Raw genomic sequence first — 16,654 nt, 5'->3', positions numbered from 1 at the left:
AAAATGGGTGATTTTTTGGCCTTACGAATAAATTCTCGTACTATGATCAAAAATGCGGATACTAAATCAAATCAGACGGTTTCCTCAGAAGAAATCGATTCATTACTTACTTCTATCGTATCCTCCCCTGAGCTACATTTTAAATGGTTAAATACCCTCTCCTTGTTGGAACATATTGGAGCAAGAAAGATCCATACAAGCCAAACCGGGACCGGGCTTTCCGAAATGGTATTAAGACATGCCTCGGAAGAAGCAAGACATGCCGCTTATTTCAAAAAATTGGCATTGAAAGTACTACCGGAAGGCTCTAAAACTTTCGGAAAAGATAGTTTATTATCCGGTTTCTCTGCGGTTTCCTATTTTCAAAAATTGGATCTTTGTGTAGAAAGATCCTTCAAATCAGATAGTCTTCCAAAAGCTACCAAATCCTTTCTTTGTTATTTGTATGTTACCAAGATGATCGAAGAAAGAGCAGGTCTTGTATACGAGATCTATGATCAGATCTTGGATGAACAAAAAATTGGTATCTCTATTAAAGGGATCATCAAAGAAGAAGAATCCCATTTGACCGAAATGGATTCTAATTTAGAAGAATTGGATCCAAAATTCCAAGCCAGAGCGGAAGAATTCAGAAAAGCTGAATATGGATTTTTCGTAAAATACTTTCATAATCTTAGAAAAGAAGTCTTTCAATATTCTTGAGCAAAATGAAACAAATCCCAAAATTCGGAAGAGCAAAAGTATTCGTTTCAATTTTCGCTACGGCAATATTTGTCGCGTCTTCTTCTATTCAACCCCAATCGGATCTATCTAATAGAAAGGATTCTCCGATAGGGTTAGTTGTATATTGCCCTGTAGTTTCCAATGGAGAAACTCCTTTCGATTTTGAAAGAACCTTAGGCCTTTGGTATAAAAGATATAAACAACAAAAGATCCAAGAAGGTGGGGGAGCTATCCTACTCGTTTCCGCTCCTTATATTCCTAAAACCTCTCCCGAAATAGAAAGACTAAAAAAAAGTCTTGGAGCGGAGATCATTTTCACAGGACATCATTCCGTTCTTCCCAAAAAGGAGACTGAGACAAAACCTTCCGATAAAAAAAGTAAAAATAAGAAAGGTTCGAAGAAGAAAAAACAAACTCCTCCTACTGAGTCTCAGACAGATCCTACACAACCAGAAAAATTAACTCCCGTAAAGGTAGAAACTCCTAAACCAAAAGAAGAGACACAGGAAGAGAAGCCGAAACAGACAGTAAAGGCCAAACCTTCTTCCAAACGAAAAGGAAAAAAGAAAGCACCTAAGATTTCCGCCAAAAAACAACCTGTGATTCCTCCAGGTATACTTTCTGTACAAGAAGAGGCAGGTTTAAATTTTGTATTTTATTCTCCTTCTTTAGAATCATTAGCGGTAGATGAAAAGAATCCGGCTGCATGGATCCCCGATTTCAAAAGCCAATATTCTAAAACTGCAGAGTCACAAGTGGTACATTTTCTTTTAGCACAAGATCCAAGTGATAAACCAAAAGAAGATCTGAATCCAATTACAGACGGATTGGCTACATTCAAAAAAGAACTTTCAGATAGTTTACCTTCCGTAACACTTCTATCCGGCCCAAGAGCTTTGCGTTTTTTTAATGGAGAATACAGCTTTGGTTGTGGCGCAACGCCGGACTCACTGAAGATCAGCATACTGGAATTATTCTTTCGGAATGGAAGACTGATCCGTATTTCAGAAGAGACCCAAACCTTAAATTCCAAAGAATCAAACAAGTCCTGGATCTTAGAATAGTAAGCTTTCACACAAATCCTTTCCGAAACGAATTTACAGATTCTCTTTCTGCCAAAAATTGGCCTGTATGAGCTTGAATTGCGGAATTGTAGGACTTCCAAACGTAGGAAAATCGACCATATTTAATGCGTTGACCAAGGCGGGAGCCGAAATGCAAAACTATCCGTTTTGTACGATCGAACCGAACAAGGGAATCGTGGAAGTTCCGGATTCAAGATTAGACAGACTCACTGAACTTTATAAACCTCAAAAAACAGTCCCTGCGATCATGGAATTTGTGGATATCGCCGGCCTTGTAAAAGGCGCAAGCCAGGGAGAAGGTCTTGGAAATAAATTCCTTTCTCATATCAGGGAAGTGGACGCAATCTGCCATGTAGTTCGAGCATTCGAAGATGAAAATATCACCCATGTTCATGGAAAGATTAATCCGGTCGAAGACGCACAAGTCGTTACTATGGAACTTATCTTTGCGGATCTGGAATCCGTAGAAAAACAACATCAAAAAATTGCAAAGAATGCAAAGTCCGGAAATAAGGAAGCCCAAGAGATCGTTCCGGTTTTAGAGAAAATCCTAAATGTTCTGAAAGAAGGAAAGCCCGCAAGACTTGCAGACATCAAACCTGAAGAACAAAAACTCGTAAAAACATTCAATCTGATCACATCCAAACCGGTGCTTTATGTTGCGAATATCACAGATAAAGCAGCGATCGCAAAAGAAAATCCACTCGTGGATGCTGTAAAAAAGATGGCAGAAAGCGAAGGGGCAGAAGTTGTTACTCTTTGCGGAAAATTCGAAGAGGAAATTTCAGGCCTAAGCAAAGAGGAACAGTTGGAGTTCCTAAGCGAGATCGGAGAAAAAAGTAGCGGTCTAGATAGAATGATCCAAGCGGCTTATAAACTTCTTGGGCTTGTTACTTTTTTCACTGCAGGAGAACAGGAAGCAAGAGCCTGGACAACCGGAGTAGGAAGCACAGGTCCGATTGCAGCATCCGTAATCCATTCGGATTTCGAAAAAGGTTATGTTCGTGCAGAAGTAATGAAATTCGAAGATATAGACAGGACCGGAAGCCCTGCCAAAGTAAAAGAAGAAGGAAAACTAAGGATAGAAGGAAAAGAGTATATCGTCCAAGATGGAGACGTGATCTTCTTCCGAATAAACGCCTAAACTATTTAGGCATTCTTAGTGCTACTTTCTTTACGGTATGAATTCGGATTCGTACCGGTAAGTTTTTTAAACTCCAAATAGAATGCGGATCTAGAACTGAATCCCGCCTTTGAACCGATCTCGGTCGTATTCTCATCCGGAAATTCGTTTAAAAGTATTTTAGCCTCTTCTACTCTATACTGATTGATGAGAGAAGGGAAATTCGTTTTGAATTCAGTATTGATCAATTCTGAAAGCTGATGGATCGTTATCCCAAGTTCCTTGGCCATATGCTCTTCTTTTAAAGACTTGGTAAGATATATTTTTTCCTTCTCCAATAGATCGCCTATCTTATTCACATAGTCTTTTATATCCAAAGAAGAAAGGTGAGTTTTACGATTGGAACCTTCTTCTTCTCTTCTTCTTAAGATCTCTCTGGATAATAAAGATACGAACACTGTTAAAGGGGGAAGATAATATAGAACACCATAAACTGCCATTCGATTGTACGGATAAAAATCAAAATGGAAGATTGTCTTGTACAGATCTAAAAGTAGGAAGATCCCCCACACGGAGATGAAGAACATCTCGTACATCGTATTGTTTCGAATGGACGAAATATGAGTCTTCCCGAAATAGAATAACATACATCCGTAATTCAAAACCAAAACCAAGATGCGATGATCATACCAAAATTGGTACAAAGGGATCAGAGGGTATAAGATACCGGCAAAACATACGAGCCAGAAAAACGGGGACCGATAGACGTTTCCGGAATTTTCCCGATTCCAGGATGCTAAATATACAAAGAATGCAAAATGTGTGATCCCTAAAAATAGGAAATAATTATGCCTGAATAGATTATTCTCGTTCCCGACTATGGAAGCGAATTCTTTCCCATGTAGAAAATATAGAGTGGCCCCGACTGCAGTGAGATGCAGTGGAAGTGTTAAAAATAAGAGCTTTTTGGATTTTAAATAGAAGTAAAAATTAAAACTAAATGCAAGAACCAATACAAAACCAATAGAGAGGAATAAGACAGATCTTAGCCTTACGATCACCATATAATCATCTTCAGAAAGTAAACGTACCGGGTAGTTTATATCCTCATTGGATAATACGTATAAATAAAATGTCCTACCTTCCTTCGGTTCTAAACGGATATTAAAATGAGGAAGGGGGGAAATAAAATCGTTCCAAATCGGATCCAGATCGTATCCGGCAAAGCCTGCTTCAAAATTTCCCTTGGAGTCCACAGAACAAAGTTCCGCATCCGGAACATTCAGCCAAAAGAGAACTAAGGTTCTCAAAAGTATCTCGTTGCCGTCGTTCACCAACCGAAATCGGAGCCAATTTCCGGAAGAACTTCTTTTAAGTCTTAAAACATTTCCAGCATTATGATGCCATTCCAGTTGGTTCAGAGAAGAAATGGTTTCAGGTTTACAATGTCTGAACTGGTAGCCTCTGTATCTGTATTCCATTTTTGGACTAATATTTTCCACAGGAGAGGCGGAAGTGAGGCGGATCACCTCTGGACTAGGCAAAGTGATAGGGGCAGAGGAAACATCCAAAGTAAAAAATAAAAAACCGAGAAGTAAACCGGCTCTTAAGAATAGATGTCTGGAAAATGGATTTCGGAGGATCCTAAAACTGGAATCTTTCATTTACGCGTAATACCAGAGAATCCCTTGGAGGGAAGGATACCAGGTATTTTTCCCTAGTCATTCTCTTTTTTACCAAATCCAAGACCCAGGTCGAATTTTGTTCAAGTTTCTAAGAAAGTCCAAAAATATAAACTAAGCTATCTAAGATTATAATCTTGGAAATATTAACTCATTGGTTTATTCATGCCAAAATTCTATATAAATACGATCTCACTCGTATAACAATTGATATGAAAAAATTGAAAAAATGCTAAGCCTACCTATTCATTTTTATCTATTGAAATTAGATGGAAAGTATAATGCCAAGCTGTCACTCGTGGTTTCAAATCGAGATGATTTGTTTATATATTAAGCAGAAAAAGTCCAAGGGTTTAAATCTTAGAAAAAATTCTCAGGATATTTATTTTTTTGTGTCCAATTTTATAAGTTTGGAAGGTATTGTATTCTATAAGTTCGTCCCTTGTTTAGGATAGAACTCAAAATAGTCGGGAAACCTGAAATAACAAAACCCGAGGAGAGACCAAATGGTAGATTCGGCGATTATACAGAACATACTTAACCCACCGGTACTGTTCTTCTTTTTAGGAATGGGCGTGATCCTTTTCAAATCTGATTTGGTCATCCCAGAGGCGTTATCGAAATTCTTTTCGATGTATCTTCTTTTTTCAATCGGGTTCAAGGGTGGACACGAGCTTTTTAAAGCAGAATTCACTTCCGAACACGCATTTACACTTCTCGCATGTAGCATCATGGCGACTCTCGTTCCGATCTACGCGTATTATATTCTTAAAGTAAAGTTAGACAAACATAACGCTGCGGCTTTAGCAGGATCATTCGGCTCGATCAGTGCTGTGACTTTCGTTACCGCAGGTGCTTATCTACACAATAAAGGTGTGGAATACGGCGGATTTATCGTAGCTGGTATGGCCCTAATGGAATCTCCAGCGATCGTAATCGCAGTAGTATTGGATAGACTTTCCAAAAATAAAGCGAACGGCGGCGGAGCAATCAACTGGAAAGCTCTTCTTCACGAAGCATTATTCGGTTCTTCCATCTATCTACTTGTTGGAGCTTTGATCGTAGGATATCTGACAGGAGACAGCGGCTGGAACGCAGAGAAACCGTTTACTGAGGACTTATTTAAAGGGATTTTAACCTTCTTCCTATTAGATATGGGTATTTCCGCTGCGAAACGTTTCAAAGAACTTAAAAATGTAGGATCATTCTTGATCATTGCATCTCTAATCCTTGTAGCGATCAACGCAAGCCTTGGTTTGGTATTAACCAAAGTGATCCACATGCCGGAAGGAGACGCTTTCATGTTTGTGGTGCTTTGTGCTTCCGCTTCTTATATCGCGGTTCCTGCAGCAATGAAAGATATGATCCCTGAAGCAAACCCTAGTATCTATATTACGGTAGCTTTATCGATCATATTCCCAATCAACATCATCGTCGGTATCCCACTGTATCATTACTTAGTAAAAGTTATCATGTAGGGTATTTTTTCCCCTCCGAGGACTTTCCCTCGGAGGGTTTATTTTATTAATTTAATATACAAAAAATCTAAAATTCTTTGGACAATTTCCGAAATCGGGATCTCTATATCCCGTCGAGAATTCGAGGAAAATTTTCCTGGATTCTAAAAGAATAAAACACGGAGAACCATATGAAAATGTTTCAGTTCTTTACGAAAATTCCGCAACAGGGACTTGCGGGAATTTTTAGTTTCGCTCTAATTTTCCTTGCGATCGGCTCTCAGGGGATTTTCGCACAAGCGGCCAATAAAGGCACAGTAACTGCTGAACCGACTGCAACTCCAGCTGTTCCTGCTCCGGCAAAAACAGCCGCAGAAGAGGAAGATAGTTATGTATCACCTATGAAGTCCGGTGGACTTACTCCTGAATACACTAGGAGCATGTTTTTCGAACCAGAGTTAGGTAAAAAAGTCGCGAACCATAAAAAAGCATGGTTGAACGATTGGATCCGTATCGGCGCATATGTTCGCCCTAGATACGAAGACAGATACAACCTAGCATTCGATAAATCGAATAAAGGGTATACTTCGAGAGCAATGCAGACGTCTCAGGTATTCTTCCTAATCGATCCAAGTCCTTATTTTACTGCAAAAGTAACAATTCAAGACGCAAGAGTATGGGGTGGAGAAACTCCAGCAAATGTGGGCGACGTTCGTGCAAACACATTTGATGCGGCGGGAGCAACTGCAGTAAATAATCCTGCAGCAGCCGGCGCGACTACGATCCCAAGTCAAACAACCATCCGTGAAGCTTTCGTAATGTTGAAAAAACTACCTTTAGATGCAAAGTTGCAAGTAGGTAGACAGATCATGGCTTACGGTGATCAGAGAATGATCGGTGGAGCTAACTGGACGATCAACGGTCTTTCCTATGACGGAGCAAGACTTATGTTCGATCAGGACAATTATAAAATCCACTTCTTCGGAACTAAAATCGCAGCGAATCAGAACGGTGTAAACGGTGTAGTTTCCGCAAACGCTCCAGTGAGTGTTACGGATCCTGTGACTAAAAAAGCTACCGTAGTGAACCCAGGGCAACCTGATCAATATTTAGTAGGTACATATAACTCAGTAACCGCTAAAGATTGGTTTACTTTGGATGTTTATGCATTGGGTGTTCTTACTAAAAAGACCGCAATTGCAGGGGCTAAGTCGGACTTAGATCTCTATAATAATGGCTGGGCTAAACAACAAAGTGATTTAGTCACGACCGGATTTAGGATCACAAACCGCACTGCGAACAATAATCTTCCTAAAGACGGTCTCTGGGGAGCTTGGGACTGGGCGATTGAAAGCGCATGGCAATCGGGAGCAACTGGTGAGAGAAGCGTTAAGGATCCATTATTGAATTCTTATGTGCAACAAAACGTCGCAGGAATGGGAACTCAGAATTATGGGACTCAAGCCCAAAAATACTCTGGCTCCTTCCATGTTTTACAAACCGGTTATACTTTCTTCGAGAAGTTCAGAGCGGGATTCCAATATACTTACGCGTCCGGCGATAGAAATCGTACAGACGGAAGTAACGGCACCTTCCAAACACTTACCAACCCTCGTTTCGGAGTATTCCCTTATTGGAATAACGTTGCAGGATTATCCGAGAACATCGATACAAAGAACTTAAGTTCTTATAATATCAACTTCTCCTATAAGACAGACCATTACGGAACTTTCTACGCAGCGTATATCATTAACGATAAGGCTCAAACCCAAGATGCTTGGTATGCGATCAACGGATCCGCAAACACAGGAGCTTCTACTGAAAGCAATGGGGTAGGACAGACTACAGTTACTTTAGGCGGAACTGGAAGAAATATTTATAATGAGTTCGACCTGACTTGGATGTATGTAGTCAACGATTACGTATCCATTTGGATCGGAGGCGGAATTCTTACTGCTGGTAATGCTGTTAAGAACCAAAGAAACGCTCTTTACCATTATAATTTACAAGCAACCTCTACGGAAACTGCGGGGCTGCATTTGAACACAGGAGTCGCTACTGGAGCGAATGGTGTCGCATCTATGGCGCATATGTTCTTCTTCCAAGTAAACGCAGGCTTCTAATAAAGGAATTCGTATGACAGTATTGGCTTATCTATCCGTCATAACTTCTGTGCTTGCACCTTTCCTGATAGGAAATGTGTTAGGACTGGATTTTTTCGGTAAGGATAGTTCGATCGGGCTTGGATTATCTCTCCAAGCGATACTAGGGATTTTCATATCCGTATATGTTTACGGGTATGAAAAAGAAAGAAAGGCGTTAGTCATATTTGGCTACGCCGTTTTTTTTCTAAGTACGGGACTTTGTTATCTCGTAGGAAAAAGTCTGTGGTTGATCCTTTTCTGGGAATTATCCACGATCAGCGCCTTTCTTCTCTATATCGGAGGCAGATGGAACGACGCGTCTATCCGAAGTTTCGTTGCACTTGTTGCTGCGGGCGGAATAGGGGCCTTCTGTTTTACGTTTTGGATTTTTTCGAACGATCCTAGGTCAGGATTGTTCTTCTTAATTTTAGGACTTTTGATCAAGTCCGCTTTTTTCGGAGTTCATTTCTGGCTACCGGAAGCTCATGCCGGAGCTCCTGCACACGCTTCTGCTGCTTATTCCGGCCTATTAGTTAATTTGCCTTTGGTATTATTTTCTAAATTTGCACTTCCTATTTTGCCAGGAACTCATTATGCAACTGTCCTAATTCCGATCGCTGGAATCGGAGTTCTTTGGGCAGGGATCACTGCATTATTCAGTAAGGAAGTTAAAAAATCCATCGCATATAGTACGGTGGAAAATATGAACTTCCTCTGGTTGTGTCTTCTTATTTCGGGATATTGGCAATCAAGCGAACAGGAAAGTCTGAGAATGTTAAGTAAGGCATTCGGAGTTCTTTTCCTGATTTCATTAGTTCACCATAGTATTAGTAAAACGTTTCAGTTCCTTTTCTTCGGATATCTGACCAAATTATCAGGCAAATCCGGATCAGACGATAATACTGGGATCGGCAGGATCAGCGGTGTTCCTACATTCCTCGCTGCTATAGGGACTATGAGTTTCTTAGCTATTCCGGGAACTACGGGTTTCTTATCCGAATCCACCTTTATTAAATTATTATCCGCAGTCTTAGAGGTTACGGATACTAGTGCGGCACTTGTTCTTCCTTTGTTAATCCTGGTTTGTACCGGTTTAGCAGTGGGCGCGGCTGCACATCTAAAATTATTCTTAGGATTAGTACTTTCCAGGCCTCGAGAAAATTTCGAAGACCATGGAAAGAACACCACGATCAACGTTTCCTTATTCCTAACCGGAGGATTAGTCTTAATTTCTCCGATCATTATCCTAATATTAACAAATTATTATGCGCTGAGAGTGGATTGGTTGGATCTTTCTTGGTTCAAGGGGATAGGAATATTAAACGTAATCGGTTTAGTCATACTGTTAAGCGTAGGGTTGTTAGGACTCAGACATAAGATCAAAGAGAGAAAACTGTGGGATTGCGGTGGTTTATTCGGCGGGTCGGAAGTAGCGATCACAAGTTCTGCTCTTTCCGATCCGCTCGCCGCTCCTTTGGGCAGATATTTTACAGACGAATCCGGAAATTCTAGGTTCGATAAGGGATTCATTAAGATCCTTTTAAAAATACTTTCCTCTTTAAAGGCAAAAATCCGCGGAGCAGACGACGAATCCATCTCCGTAGACTTAACTTATTCTTCATTTACCGTACTCACTATATTAATCGTCATCATCGTTGTTCGATTGGCGGAGGGGGACATATGGTCACAGCTACTTTCGTATTGGGCATTCTGATCCAAATTTTAGCTTTTATTTCTCTTCCGTTCCTATGCGGAGGAATTTTACAAAAGATCCGCGCTTACTCCCAAGGAAGAAGAGGAGCACCGGTCCTACAGATCTTTTACGACACGATCCGAATGATCAAAAAAAGTCCTATCGATGGACCGTTCTCAGGATTCTTTTCCGAAAGTTCTGCAATCTTTGCATTCGCATTCGGACTAGTTCTTTGGTCTTTGGTTTCTTTCGAATGGGCGTCCCTGCTACTCATCCCTTTCTTAATCGGAATGATCCGTTTTGCAACGGTTGCGTATGCGGTAGAAAACGGGACTTCCTTCGGTGGAATGGGAGCAGCAAGAGAAACTCTTTTATTCATCTTCGGTGAACCTGTACTAATTTTAGTCTTAGTCGTTCTGGAATCGAATGTAGTATTTCATGAGAACTTCGCAAATATTTCCTTCGCGATCCTTTTCTTCTTAGGCGCAACATTAATCGTTCTTTCAGAACTTGCCAAGCCGCCGTTTGACGATCCAAGAACCCACTTGGAACTCACAATGGTCCACGAAGCGATGCTATTGGAAGCATCCGGAAGAACTAGAGCATTTTTCGAATTAGCTCATCAGTTCAAAACCGCATCTTTATTCCTGTTACTCACAAAACTCGGACTGGAACACGTAGAAGTTTTCTTGGGAGTTTCTTCCGTTCCGATATGGAAAGAACTCGCTTCCTTCGGAGGAGCAATCCTTCTCTCGGCGTTAATCGGTTACTGGGAATCAAACAGTACAAGAAGAAAATGGATCTGGATCCCAGAACTTTTGGGACTCAATTTTATCTTCATGCTGATCCTCGGAATTCTTCTGAAACTAGGTAAATAAATATGAGCACAGACCTTAGTTATCTTATTATTTTACTCACCGGAGTAATGATCCTTTTGGAAAACCGCCTTAAAAGAGTGGTGATCCTACTTGGGGTCCAAGGTTTTCTTTTACTTCTTCCTTTATACCAAGAAGAGGCAGGGGATGGCTTTCATTCTATCTTCTTGGCAGCAATGGTGATCGTATTTAAAGGGATCTTAACCCCGATCATTCTCCTTTGGACAGCAAGAAAGATCCATTCTCCAGAATCAACTTTTCCTAAAGTAGGCTATCTTCCTACGTTGGCCCTATTATTTGCGGGGGCCGCGGCAAGTTATTTCTTCATGGGCATGGTTTCCACATTCTTCGGAAAAACACACCAATACGGATTACTATATGTCCTTCTTCTAATATACATAGGAGTTATCGGATTCATCGTTCGTAGGAACTGGATCGGTGTGATCGCTTGTTTTAGTATTTTTGAGAATGGAACCTTCCTTCTGACCTTACTCTTGAAATCCGGAGTTCCGATCGGTAGCGAATTCGGTTCTTTCTTGGATGCGGTCTTGATCATAGGCGCAGGGGCCGCACTTAGGATCAATAGCGAACAATATAAGGGAGAAGCTTCCAGATGAACTTTGAAATTCTTTTGGGGATCGGAGCAGGGGTTTTTGCTCTTATATTCCTTACCTACGTTTTAGCTCCTACTAAGAACCAAACGAATCTACTCTTTTGGTCTATCTTATTGATCGTATGCGCCGCAATCAATTTTGCTGTTTGGATCATCAGGGATTGGAATGAAGAAGTAAGCACGTTACAGTGGGTTTTGATAGAAGCGACCACATTCGTTGGAGCACTTCTCATCTCTTCGAGTAGAACCGCAAAATCCTTTCCGATCGCTTGGAAATTTTTGTTAATCAATTCATTCGGACTTGGGATTGCTTTTTTAGGGATCATTTTGATCCGCTCTTCTTTGCATGTCATCAATCAACCGATAGAATTTTTAGCGGCAAATTCAGCATCTCATCCGGAGATCATTTGGGTGGAGATCGGTCTTTGGCTCGCGATCTTCGGATACACCGCGAAGTTAGGGCTTTTTCCGAATCACGTTTGGATCGAAGATACATATGGGGAAAGTCCTACTCAAGTTTCTTCTCTACTTTCTTCGTTTATCCCTGTATCGGTTTGTTTCGCACTAAGACCTTTCGTTCACTTAGATCATCAACTTTTTCCTCATACATTCAGCGGCGCAGATGGCTTGTTAGTCCTAGGGATATTTACGATCTTCTTAAGTATATTCGCAGTGTATGATCGCGACGACATCAGAAGGATTTCTGCAAAAGTAGCCCTATTCCATACAGGGGCCTTGGCTGTTTTCCTTTGGATGGATCTGAACGAGACAGTTTTCCTTTTCATGATGGCAACGAACCTAGTAGTAAAATCACTTCTGTTTATCAGTATGGGAATCGTGAGAATGGATGCTGGAAAAAGAGAACTGCATAAGATCATCCAAGCAGATTCCATCAATAAACCTGCATTATCTCTTTTCATTCTCGCACTATTCCTTGCATTCGTAATGCCTGGATCTCCTATCTTTGTTACCGACATCGTACTTATCAAAGCAGGACAAGTCGGAGGAAAAGCATTCGTGATCTTAGTGCCTATCCTTGGGATCGTATTCTTTGGAGTAATGTTGTATAAACTTGCACCTCTTTTGAATATCAAAGGAAGACCTTTTTCGAAAGATCTCTCCACAATTCTTAGGATCAGAATGACGAATGGATTCTTCCTACTTCTACTTCTACTCAGCACAGGTTGCTGGGGATTCTACCTGTTATTGCAAGGTGTATTATGAAAAACGTTACTGGAATTTTTCATTCTTCTGAAACAAAACAAACTCATCGCTTTTGGCTGACTAGAGAAGGGATCGAAAAAGAGACCCTTTCCAAAGCAGCGGAAAAAAATATCTACGAAGATCATTCCAACCCGATCTGGATATTAAGACATAGTCTCGGAACAGATCAAGGCCCTGAAGATTATTCCGGAATCGATTACGAGAAATATCTTTCTCAAGATAGAAAACACTTACTCGAAAAATTCCTGACTAAGTCAGGGATCAAAGACATCGTATATAGAGGGATCAATGTTCCGGTCCCGACTTCCTTTTATTCTCATGCAGTCGGCCCTATTCATGCTGGGGTAATCGAACCGGGACATTTTCGTTTTATAGTAGAAGGAGAGGAGATCCAAAACCTGGATATCCGACTCGGCTTCCAAAAACGTGATCTTCTGGATAAAATGAAAGGGAAGAATAAGGACTCTATTTCTTCCTACGCGGAAGCAATTTCAGGTGATTCCACAGTCGCTTACGGGATCGCATTCAGTAAAGCATTTGAAGAGGCTCACGGCATTGACGTTCCGGAAGAAGTGAATTTCGCAAGGACCGTTCTTTTAGAAATAGAAAGGATCGCGATCCATATCGGAGATATGGGAGCTATTGCGGGTGACGTAGGGTATTATCCACTACAAGGTGTTTGCGCGATGCAGAGAGGTGTTCCTCTAGGAGTTATGGAGGCTTTGACCGGTTCTAGATTCGGAAGAGGAGCTCTTGCCCCAGGAAAAGTACGTCTCAGAAAAGATCTTTCAGAATCTTTCCTAAGCGATCTTGCAAAAAGGATAGAAGACGTAACTTCCGACGTTGCAGCCCATTTCGAAAGAGCAGCAAACCAATCCACCAATAGAGAAAGACTTCAGATCTGCGGAGTTATTACTCCAAAACAACTTAGAGATCTTGGATTTGTGGGAATGGTAGAAAAATGCACAGGTCATTCGAGAGATCTTCGTCATCACGACTCAAGCTATTCATTAGCCGGAGAATCCATCAAACTAGATTTAGATCATGGTCAAATGACTGGTGACGCGTGGGCAAGATTTTATCTTCGTTACGAAGAATTAAAGAATAGTGGACGTTGGTTGATCAAAGCGATCCCAGTATTAAAAAACTTTCATAAAGTTTACGAAACATTTTCCAAATCGAAAATTTCTAAAGCCAAATCCGGAGTTTATTTCGGCTCTGCAGAAGGATGGAGAGGTCCGGTTCTTATCTCATTTACTTTGAATTCTTCAGGAGATATTTCTGAAGCATATGTAAGAGATCCTTCCGTTCTGAACTGGCACGCACTGGAACTCGCGGTAAGAGGCGAAAACATAGGGGATTTTCCTCTCAATAATAAATCTTTCAACCTCAGTTATGTGGGAGTGGATCTATGAAACAAATTCATGAAATCCTAAATATCTTTCGTCCGGCAAAAAATCTAAATTTTGATAAGATGTCGGCAACCAATCCGAATGCAAGAGGGATCCCTGTTCCGAGCACTAAGAAAGGTAGTATAGACAAATCGATCGAGAAAGTTTGTCCTACCGGAGGACTTAAAGTCCTATCTTCTAAAGAGGTAATCTTCGATTACGGAGCCTGTCTACAATGTGGAGCTTGTGTGGAAGTTTCTTCCGGACATCTGGAAAATTCCGGTTTTATCCATGTTTATTCTGTGGATAGAGAGGCTCTGAAAGTCCGTTACGTTGATGGAACTCCTACGGAATACGAGGAGAACATTTCAGAAAACGTAAAACAATTCCGTAAGATTACAAAGAACACCGGCTTTCAGTATAGAGAAGTTGCTGCGAGTGGAAACAATGCAACTGAAGCGGAGATCAACGCCAGCTTTAACGCAGTATTCGATAGTGAAGCTAGTATGGTAAGAGTTGTCGCTTCACCAAAACATTCCGACGCAGTTGTATTTGCAGGGCCTGTGGGTCCGAATATGGAAATTCCTTTGCAAGTTGCCTGGGATACAACTCCAGGACCAAAAGCATTGATTGCCTGTGGAACCGAAGCAGTTTCCGGAGGTTTATTCCAAAGAGGAAAACTCCCAAAAGAGCCGGACCTTTTTATCGGAGGAGATCCTCCCAGACCGGATGTAATCGTAAGCGCGTTTCGTTATTTAATGGGCAGAAAAAAATTCTCTTTCAGAGAAGAACTTTCTAAATTCATAGCGAACCGCTCTCAAAAATCCTAAATCTCCCATTTATAGTTTTACGCGGATGTGATTTTTTCCGCCGCGTAAAACGCTTCCTTTGTTTTCAAACCTATATCAGAGAATTTATCCTCACCGTTAATATCCACGATCACATTCGTAGGATAAGAGATCCTAGGATCTAATTTTGTCTGAATAGGATAGAATCTTTTTTGATCCAAATAAGAATACGTGGTCAAGATCACAATATCCTGGTTCTGAAAAACCGCATCTAGATTGCGGATCATAGTATTGACTCGAGAGGAAATGTTCTCATTAAAATCATTCCAACTTCTCAATTCTCCAGAAACTTCCACATTCAGATGAATAATAATAGGGTAGGGCTTAGCTTCATGTTGCCTGTTCTTTTCTAAAACTTTTTTGGCGACACTTAAAGCATCCGTATCATCCCCTCTTCCTGTTTTAACAAGAACCGCTTTATTCCTTTGCAATAACTCGAAACCTTCTCCGTAGCAGATCAATTCTTCTGCATGGTCCAAATGCCTCCAACGTTCCTCGGCTGGAAGTTTGGATAATTTTCTTTTTTGATTCAGAGAATACGCAACATTCCAAATAATCTGATATAACAAACTAGGAAGCAAGGTAGAAGGGAGTTCTTTGATCCCAGAAAGCTTTTGATAAACTGCATTAAACAGATCTGGATGTATTAATTTCTGAGATTCTATCTCTCCTGAAGAAATGATCGCAGAAATTTCTCGGATCAAAAAAGATTTTAATGAAAGAGAAGTTTGAAAATCTGCGTAAAAATCAGGAATCTTTCCCGAAAAAAGTTCTTCCGGAGTTTTAAATCCTACATTCTTAGAGATCGCAGGATCCTTAATTTTATATTTTAAAAAAGCAGAATGAAAGATCTCTGAAGGCTCATTAAATCCGAAATTCGCCACAATCTCCTGGGAATCTATGATCGTTCCATCGTCAAAAATTAAAGTTTCGGACATTAAATCCGTATTTGTAATTCCTTCGATCACATACAGTTGCTCTTTCGGAAAAACTTTTCTGACTGCGGCGGTTTGATCCTTGATCGCTGCACGAGCGGCTTCTTCATTTCCACCATGAGCAGCGCAACCAAGGCCAGGGATATCCGACCTATGCATATAAGCGATAAATAATGCAGGCATTCCCGGAGTGTTGCATAACGCATCATTTACAACTCGATCGATACGATTCCAGAACCAAAAATTGTTTATATTAGTAGAAACTATATTTCCGTCCGTTCTACCGAACCGGATCGTAGTAACAGGATAACCTTTCAACTTACTTCCATGCACCCGACCGTCTATACACTTAGTAACTAATACTTTAGGAGTTCTTAAACTAAACTCACGGATGACATGTTTCATTCTTTGGATCGTTTCCGATTGCAGAACATTCTCTTTTAAATATAGATCTATGTATTCCTTTGCCGGTCCCACTTAGTTCTCCCTATCTTTTAGTCCCTTCAGAATACTTTCCGAATCCAATAACTTATATATATATAATTCTCAGGATAATAAGATCCACATCTATTGGAAATCATTTATGCGACAGAAGCTTGGTCATAAACTGAATAAAACTTCAAAAGGAGAAGAAGACATCTCCGGCTTATGCTCGGCTTATTTACAGAAGAAATTCCCAGCTATAAAACTCGAAAAAAAAGAGAAAAACCAAGAGAAATAGATACAAAAGTTATTTGACCGGTTGGGTGACGTAATTAATATGGTCTTTACGCCTGAAGGAATTCGCCCGGGAGGGAAAGAGTCCTGAGGGGATCTTAAAAGATCTTTGAAAACATATAGAGTAGCGTGACCCGCGAGATT

General features: G+C 40.7%; 13 protein-coding genes. 11 read left to right on the top strand and 2 right to left on the bottom strand.

The genetic code is table 11. From position 1 onward, the window contains the following. Positions 1-42 precede the first annotated feature (42 nt). From EHQ64_RS00175 to ychF, 3 genes are all read left to right on the top strand, one after another. Positions 43-702: a hypothetical protein gene (locus EHQ64_RS00175; protein WP_135647405.1), complete on the top strand. Its 660-nt coding sequence runs from the start codon at positions 43-45 to the stop codon at positions 700-702. A 5-nt stretch (positions 703-707) separates the two neighbouring features. Further along, positions 708-1,787, top strand: coding sequence for an LIC11612 family fibronectin-binding protein (locus EHQ64_RS00170; RefSeq protein WP_246048469.1), 1,080 nt, complete (start codon positions 708-710; stop codon positions 1,785-1,787). Between the two features lie 67 nt (positions 1,788-1,854). Further along, a complete protein-coding gene (gene ychF / locus EHQ64_RS00165) occupies positions 1,855-2,952 on the top strand; it encodes a redox-regulated ATPase YchF (RefSeq protein WP_135647403.1) in 1,098 nt (365 codons plus the stop codon). Between the two features lie 5 nt (positions 2,953-2,957). Here ychF and EHQ64_RS00160 read toward each other — a convergent pair whose 3' ends face one another. After that, a complete protein-coding gene (locus EHQ64_RS00160) occupies positions 2,958-4,595 on the bottom strand; it encodes a helix-turn-helix domain-containing protein (protein WP_135647401.1) in 1,638 nt (545 codons plus the stop codon). 524 nt (positions 4,596-5,119) lie between these two features. Here EHQ64_RS00160 and EHQ64_RS00155 point away from each other — a divergent pair. From EHQ64_RS00155 to EHQ64_RS00120, 8 genes are all read left to right on the top strand, one after another. Next, entirely contained in the window at positions 5,120-6,091 is a 972-nt protein-coding gene (locus EHQ64_RS00155) for a sodium-dependent bicarbonate transport family permease (RefSeq protein WP_135647399.1), read from the top strand. A gap of 176 nt (positions 6,092-6,267) precedes the next feature. After that, positions 6,268-8,193, top strand: a complete 1,926-nt coding sequence (locus tag EHQ64_RS00150) for an alginate export family protein (protein WP_246048482.1) — start codon at positions 6,268-6,270, stop codon at positions 8,191-8,193. A gap of 13 nt (positions 8,194-8,206) precedes the next feature. Then, on the top strand, positions 8,207-9,928 hold the full coding sequence (locus EHQ64_RS00145; protein ID WP_135647395.1) for a proton-conducting transporter transmembrane domain-containing protein: 1,722 nt from the start codon (positions 8,207-8,209) through the stop codon (positions 9,926-9,928). Then, positions 9,895-10,785, top strand: coding sequence for an NADH-quinone oxidoreductase subunit H (locus EHQ64_RS00140; protein WP_135647393.1), 891 nt, complete (start codon positions 9,895-9,897; stop codon positions 10,783-10,785). The genes EHQ64_RS00145 and EHQ64_RS00140 overlap by 34 nt, the downstream gene beginning before the upstream one ends. 2 nt (positions 10,786-10,787) lie before the next feature. After that, a complete protein-coding gene (locus tag EHQ64_RS00135; RefSeq protein WP_135647391.1) occupies positions 10,788-11,399 on the top strand; it encodes a formate hydrogenase in 612 nt (203 codons plus the stop codon). Then, positions 11,396-12,619, top strand: a complete 1,224-nt coding sequence (locus EHQ64_RS00130; protein ID WP_135647389.1) for a proton-conducting transporter transmembrane domain-containing protein — start codon at positions 11,396-11,398, stop codon at positions 12,617-12,619. The genes EHQ64_RS00135 and EHQ64_RS00130 overlap by 4 nt, the downstream gene beginning before the upstream one ends. Beyond that, positions 12,616-14,034, top strand: a complete 1,419-nt coding sequence (locus EHQ64_RS00125) for a hydrogenase large subunit (protein ID WP_135647387.1) — start codon at positions 12,616-12,618, stop codon at positions 14,032-14,034. Before EHQ64_RS00130 ends, EHQ64_RS00125 begins: the two co-directional genes overlap by 4 nt. Continuing rightward, complete coding sequence (locus EHQ64_RS00120; protein ID WP_135647385.1) at positions 14,031-14,840, top strand: NADH-quinone oxidoreductase subunit B family protein; 810 nt, start codon at positions 14,031-14,033, stop codon at positions 14,838-14,840. The genes EHQ64_RS00125 and EHQ64_RS00120 overlap by 4 nt, the downstream gene beginning before the upstream one ends. A 17-nt stretch (positions 14,841-14,857) precedes the next feature. Here the strand turns inward: EHQ64_RS00120 and EHQ64_RS00115 are convergent, their stop codons facing one another. Further along, entirely contained in the window at positions 14,858-16,270 is a 1,413-nt protein-coding gene (locus EHQ64_RS00115; RefSeq protein ID WP_135647383.1) for a hypothetical protein, read from the bottom strand. Between the last annotated feature and the right edge of the window lie 384 nt (positions 16,271-16,654).

This window comes from Leptospira sarikeiensis, from assembly GCF_004769615.1.
In the GTDB taxonomy this organism is placed as follows: Bacteria; Spirochaetota; Leptospiria; order Leptospirales; family Leptospiraceae; genus Leptospira_B; species Leptospira_B sarikeiensis.
Note: the sequence above shows the minus strand (reverse complement) of the source record. Positions and strands in the feature narration are given on the sequence as shown.

Bases quoted from the DNA above. Each gene is read 5' to 3' on its own strand.
- EHQ64_RS00160 (WP_135647401.1), bottom strand. From the start codon at position 4,595: ATGAAAGATTCCAGTTTTAGGATCCTCCGAAATCCATTTTCCAGACAT.
- EHQ64_RS00170 (WP_246048469.1), top strand. From the start codon at position 708: ATGAAACAAATCCCAAAATTCGGAAGAGCAAAAGTATTCGTTTCAATT.
- EHQ64_RS00175 (WP_135647405.1), top strand. From the start codon at position 43: ATGATCAAAAATGCGGATACTAAATCAAATCAGACGGTTTCCTCAGAA.
- ychF (WP_135647403.1), top strand. From the start codon at position 1,855: ATGAGCTTGAATTGCGGAATTGTAGGACTTCCAAACGTAGGAAAATCG.
- EHQ64_RS00155 (WP_135647399.1), top strand. From the start codon at position 5,120: ATGGTAGATTCGGCGATTATACAGAACATACTTAACCCACCGGTACTG.
- EHQ64_RS00145 (WP_135647395.1), top strand. From the start codon at position 8,207: ATGACAGTATTGGCTTATCTATCCGTCATAACTTCTGTGCTTGCACCT.
- EHQ64_RS00120 (WP_135647385.1), top strand. From the start codon at position 14,031: ATGAAACAAATTCATGAAATCCTAAATATCTTTCGTCCGGCAAAAAAT.
- EHQ64_RS00130 (WP_135647389.1), top strand. From the start codon at position 11,396: ATGAACTTTGAAATTCTTTTGGGGATCGGAGCAGGGGTTTTTGCTCTT.
- EHQ64_RS00150 (WP_246048482.1), top strand. From the start codon at position 6,268: ATGTTTCAGTTCTTTACGAAAATTCCGCAACAGGGACTTGCGGGAATT.
- EHQ64_RS00135 (WP_135647391.1), top strand. From the start codon at position 10,788: ATGAGCACAGACCTTAGTTATCTTATTATTTTACTCACCGGAGTAATG.
- EHQ64_RS00125 (WP_135647387.1), top strand. From the start codon at position 12,616: ATGAAAAACGTTACTGGAATTTTTCATTCTTCTGAAACAAAACAAACT.
- EHQ64_RS00140 (WP_135647393.1), top strand. From the start codon at position 9,895: ATGGTCACAGCTACTTTCGTATTGGGCATTCTGATCCAAATTTTAGCT.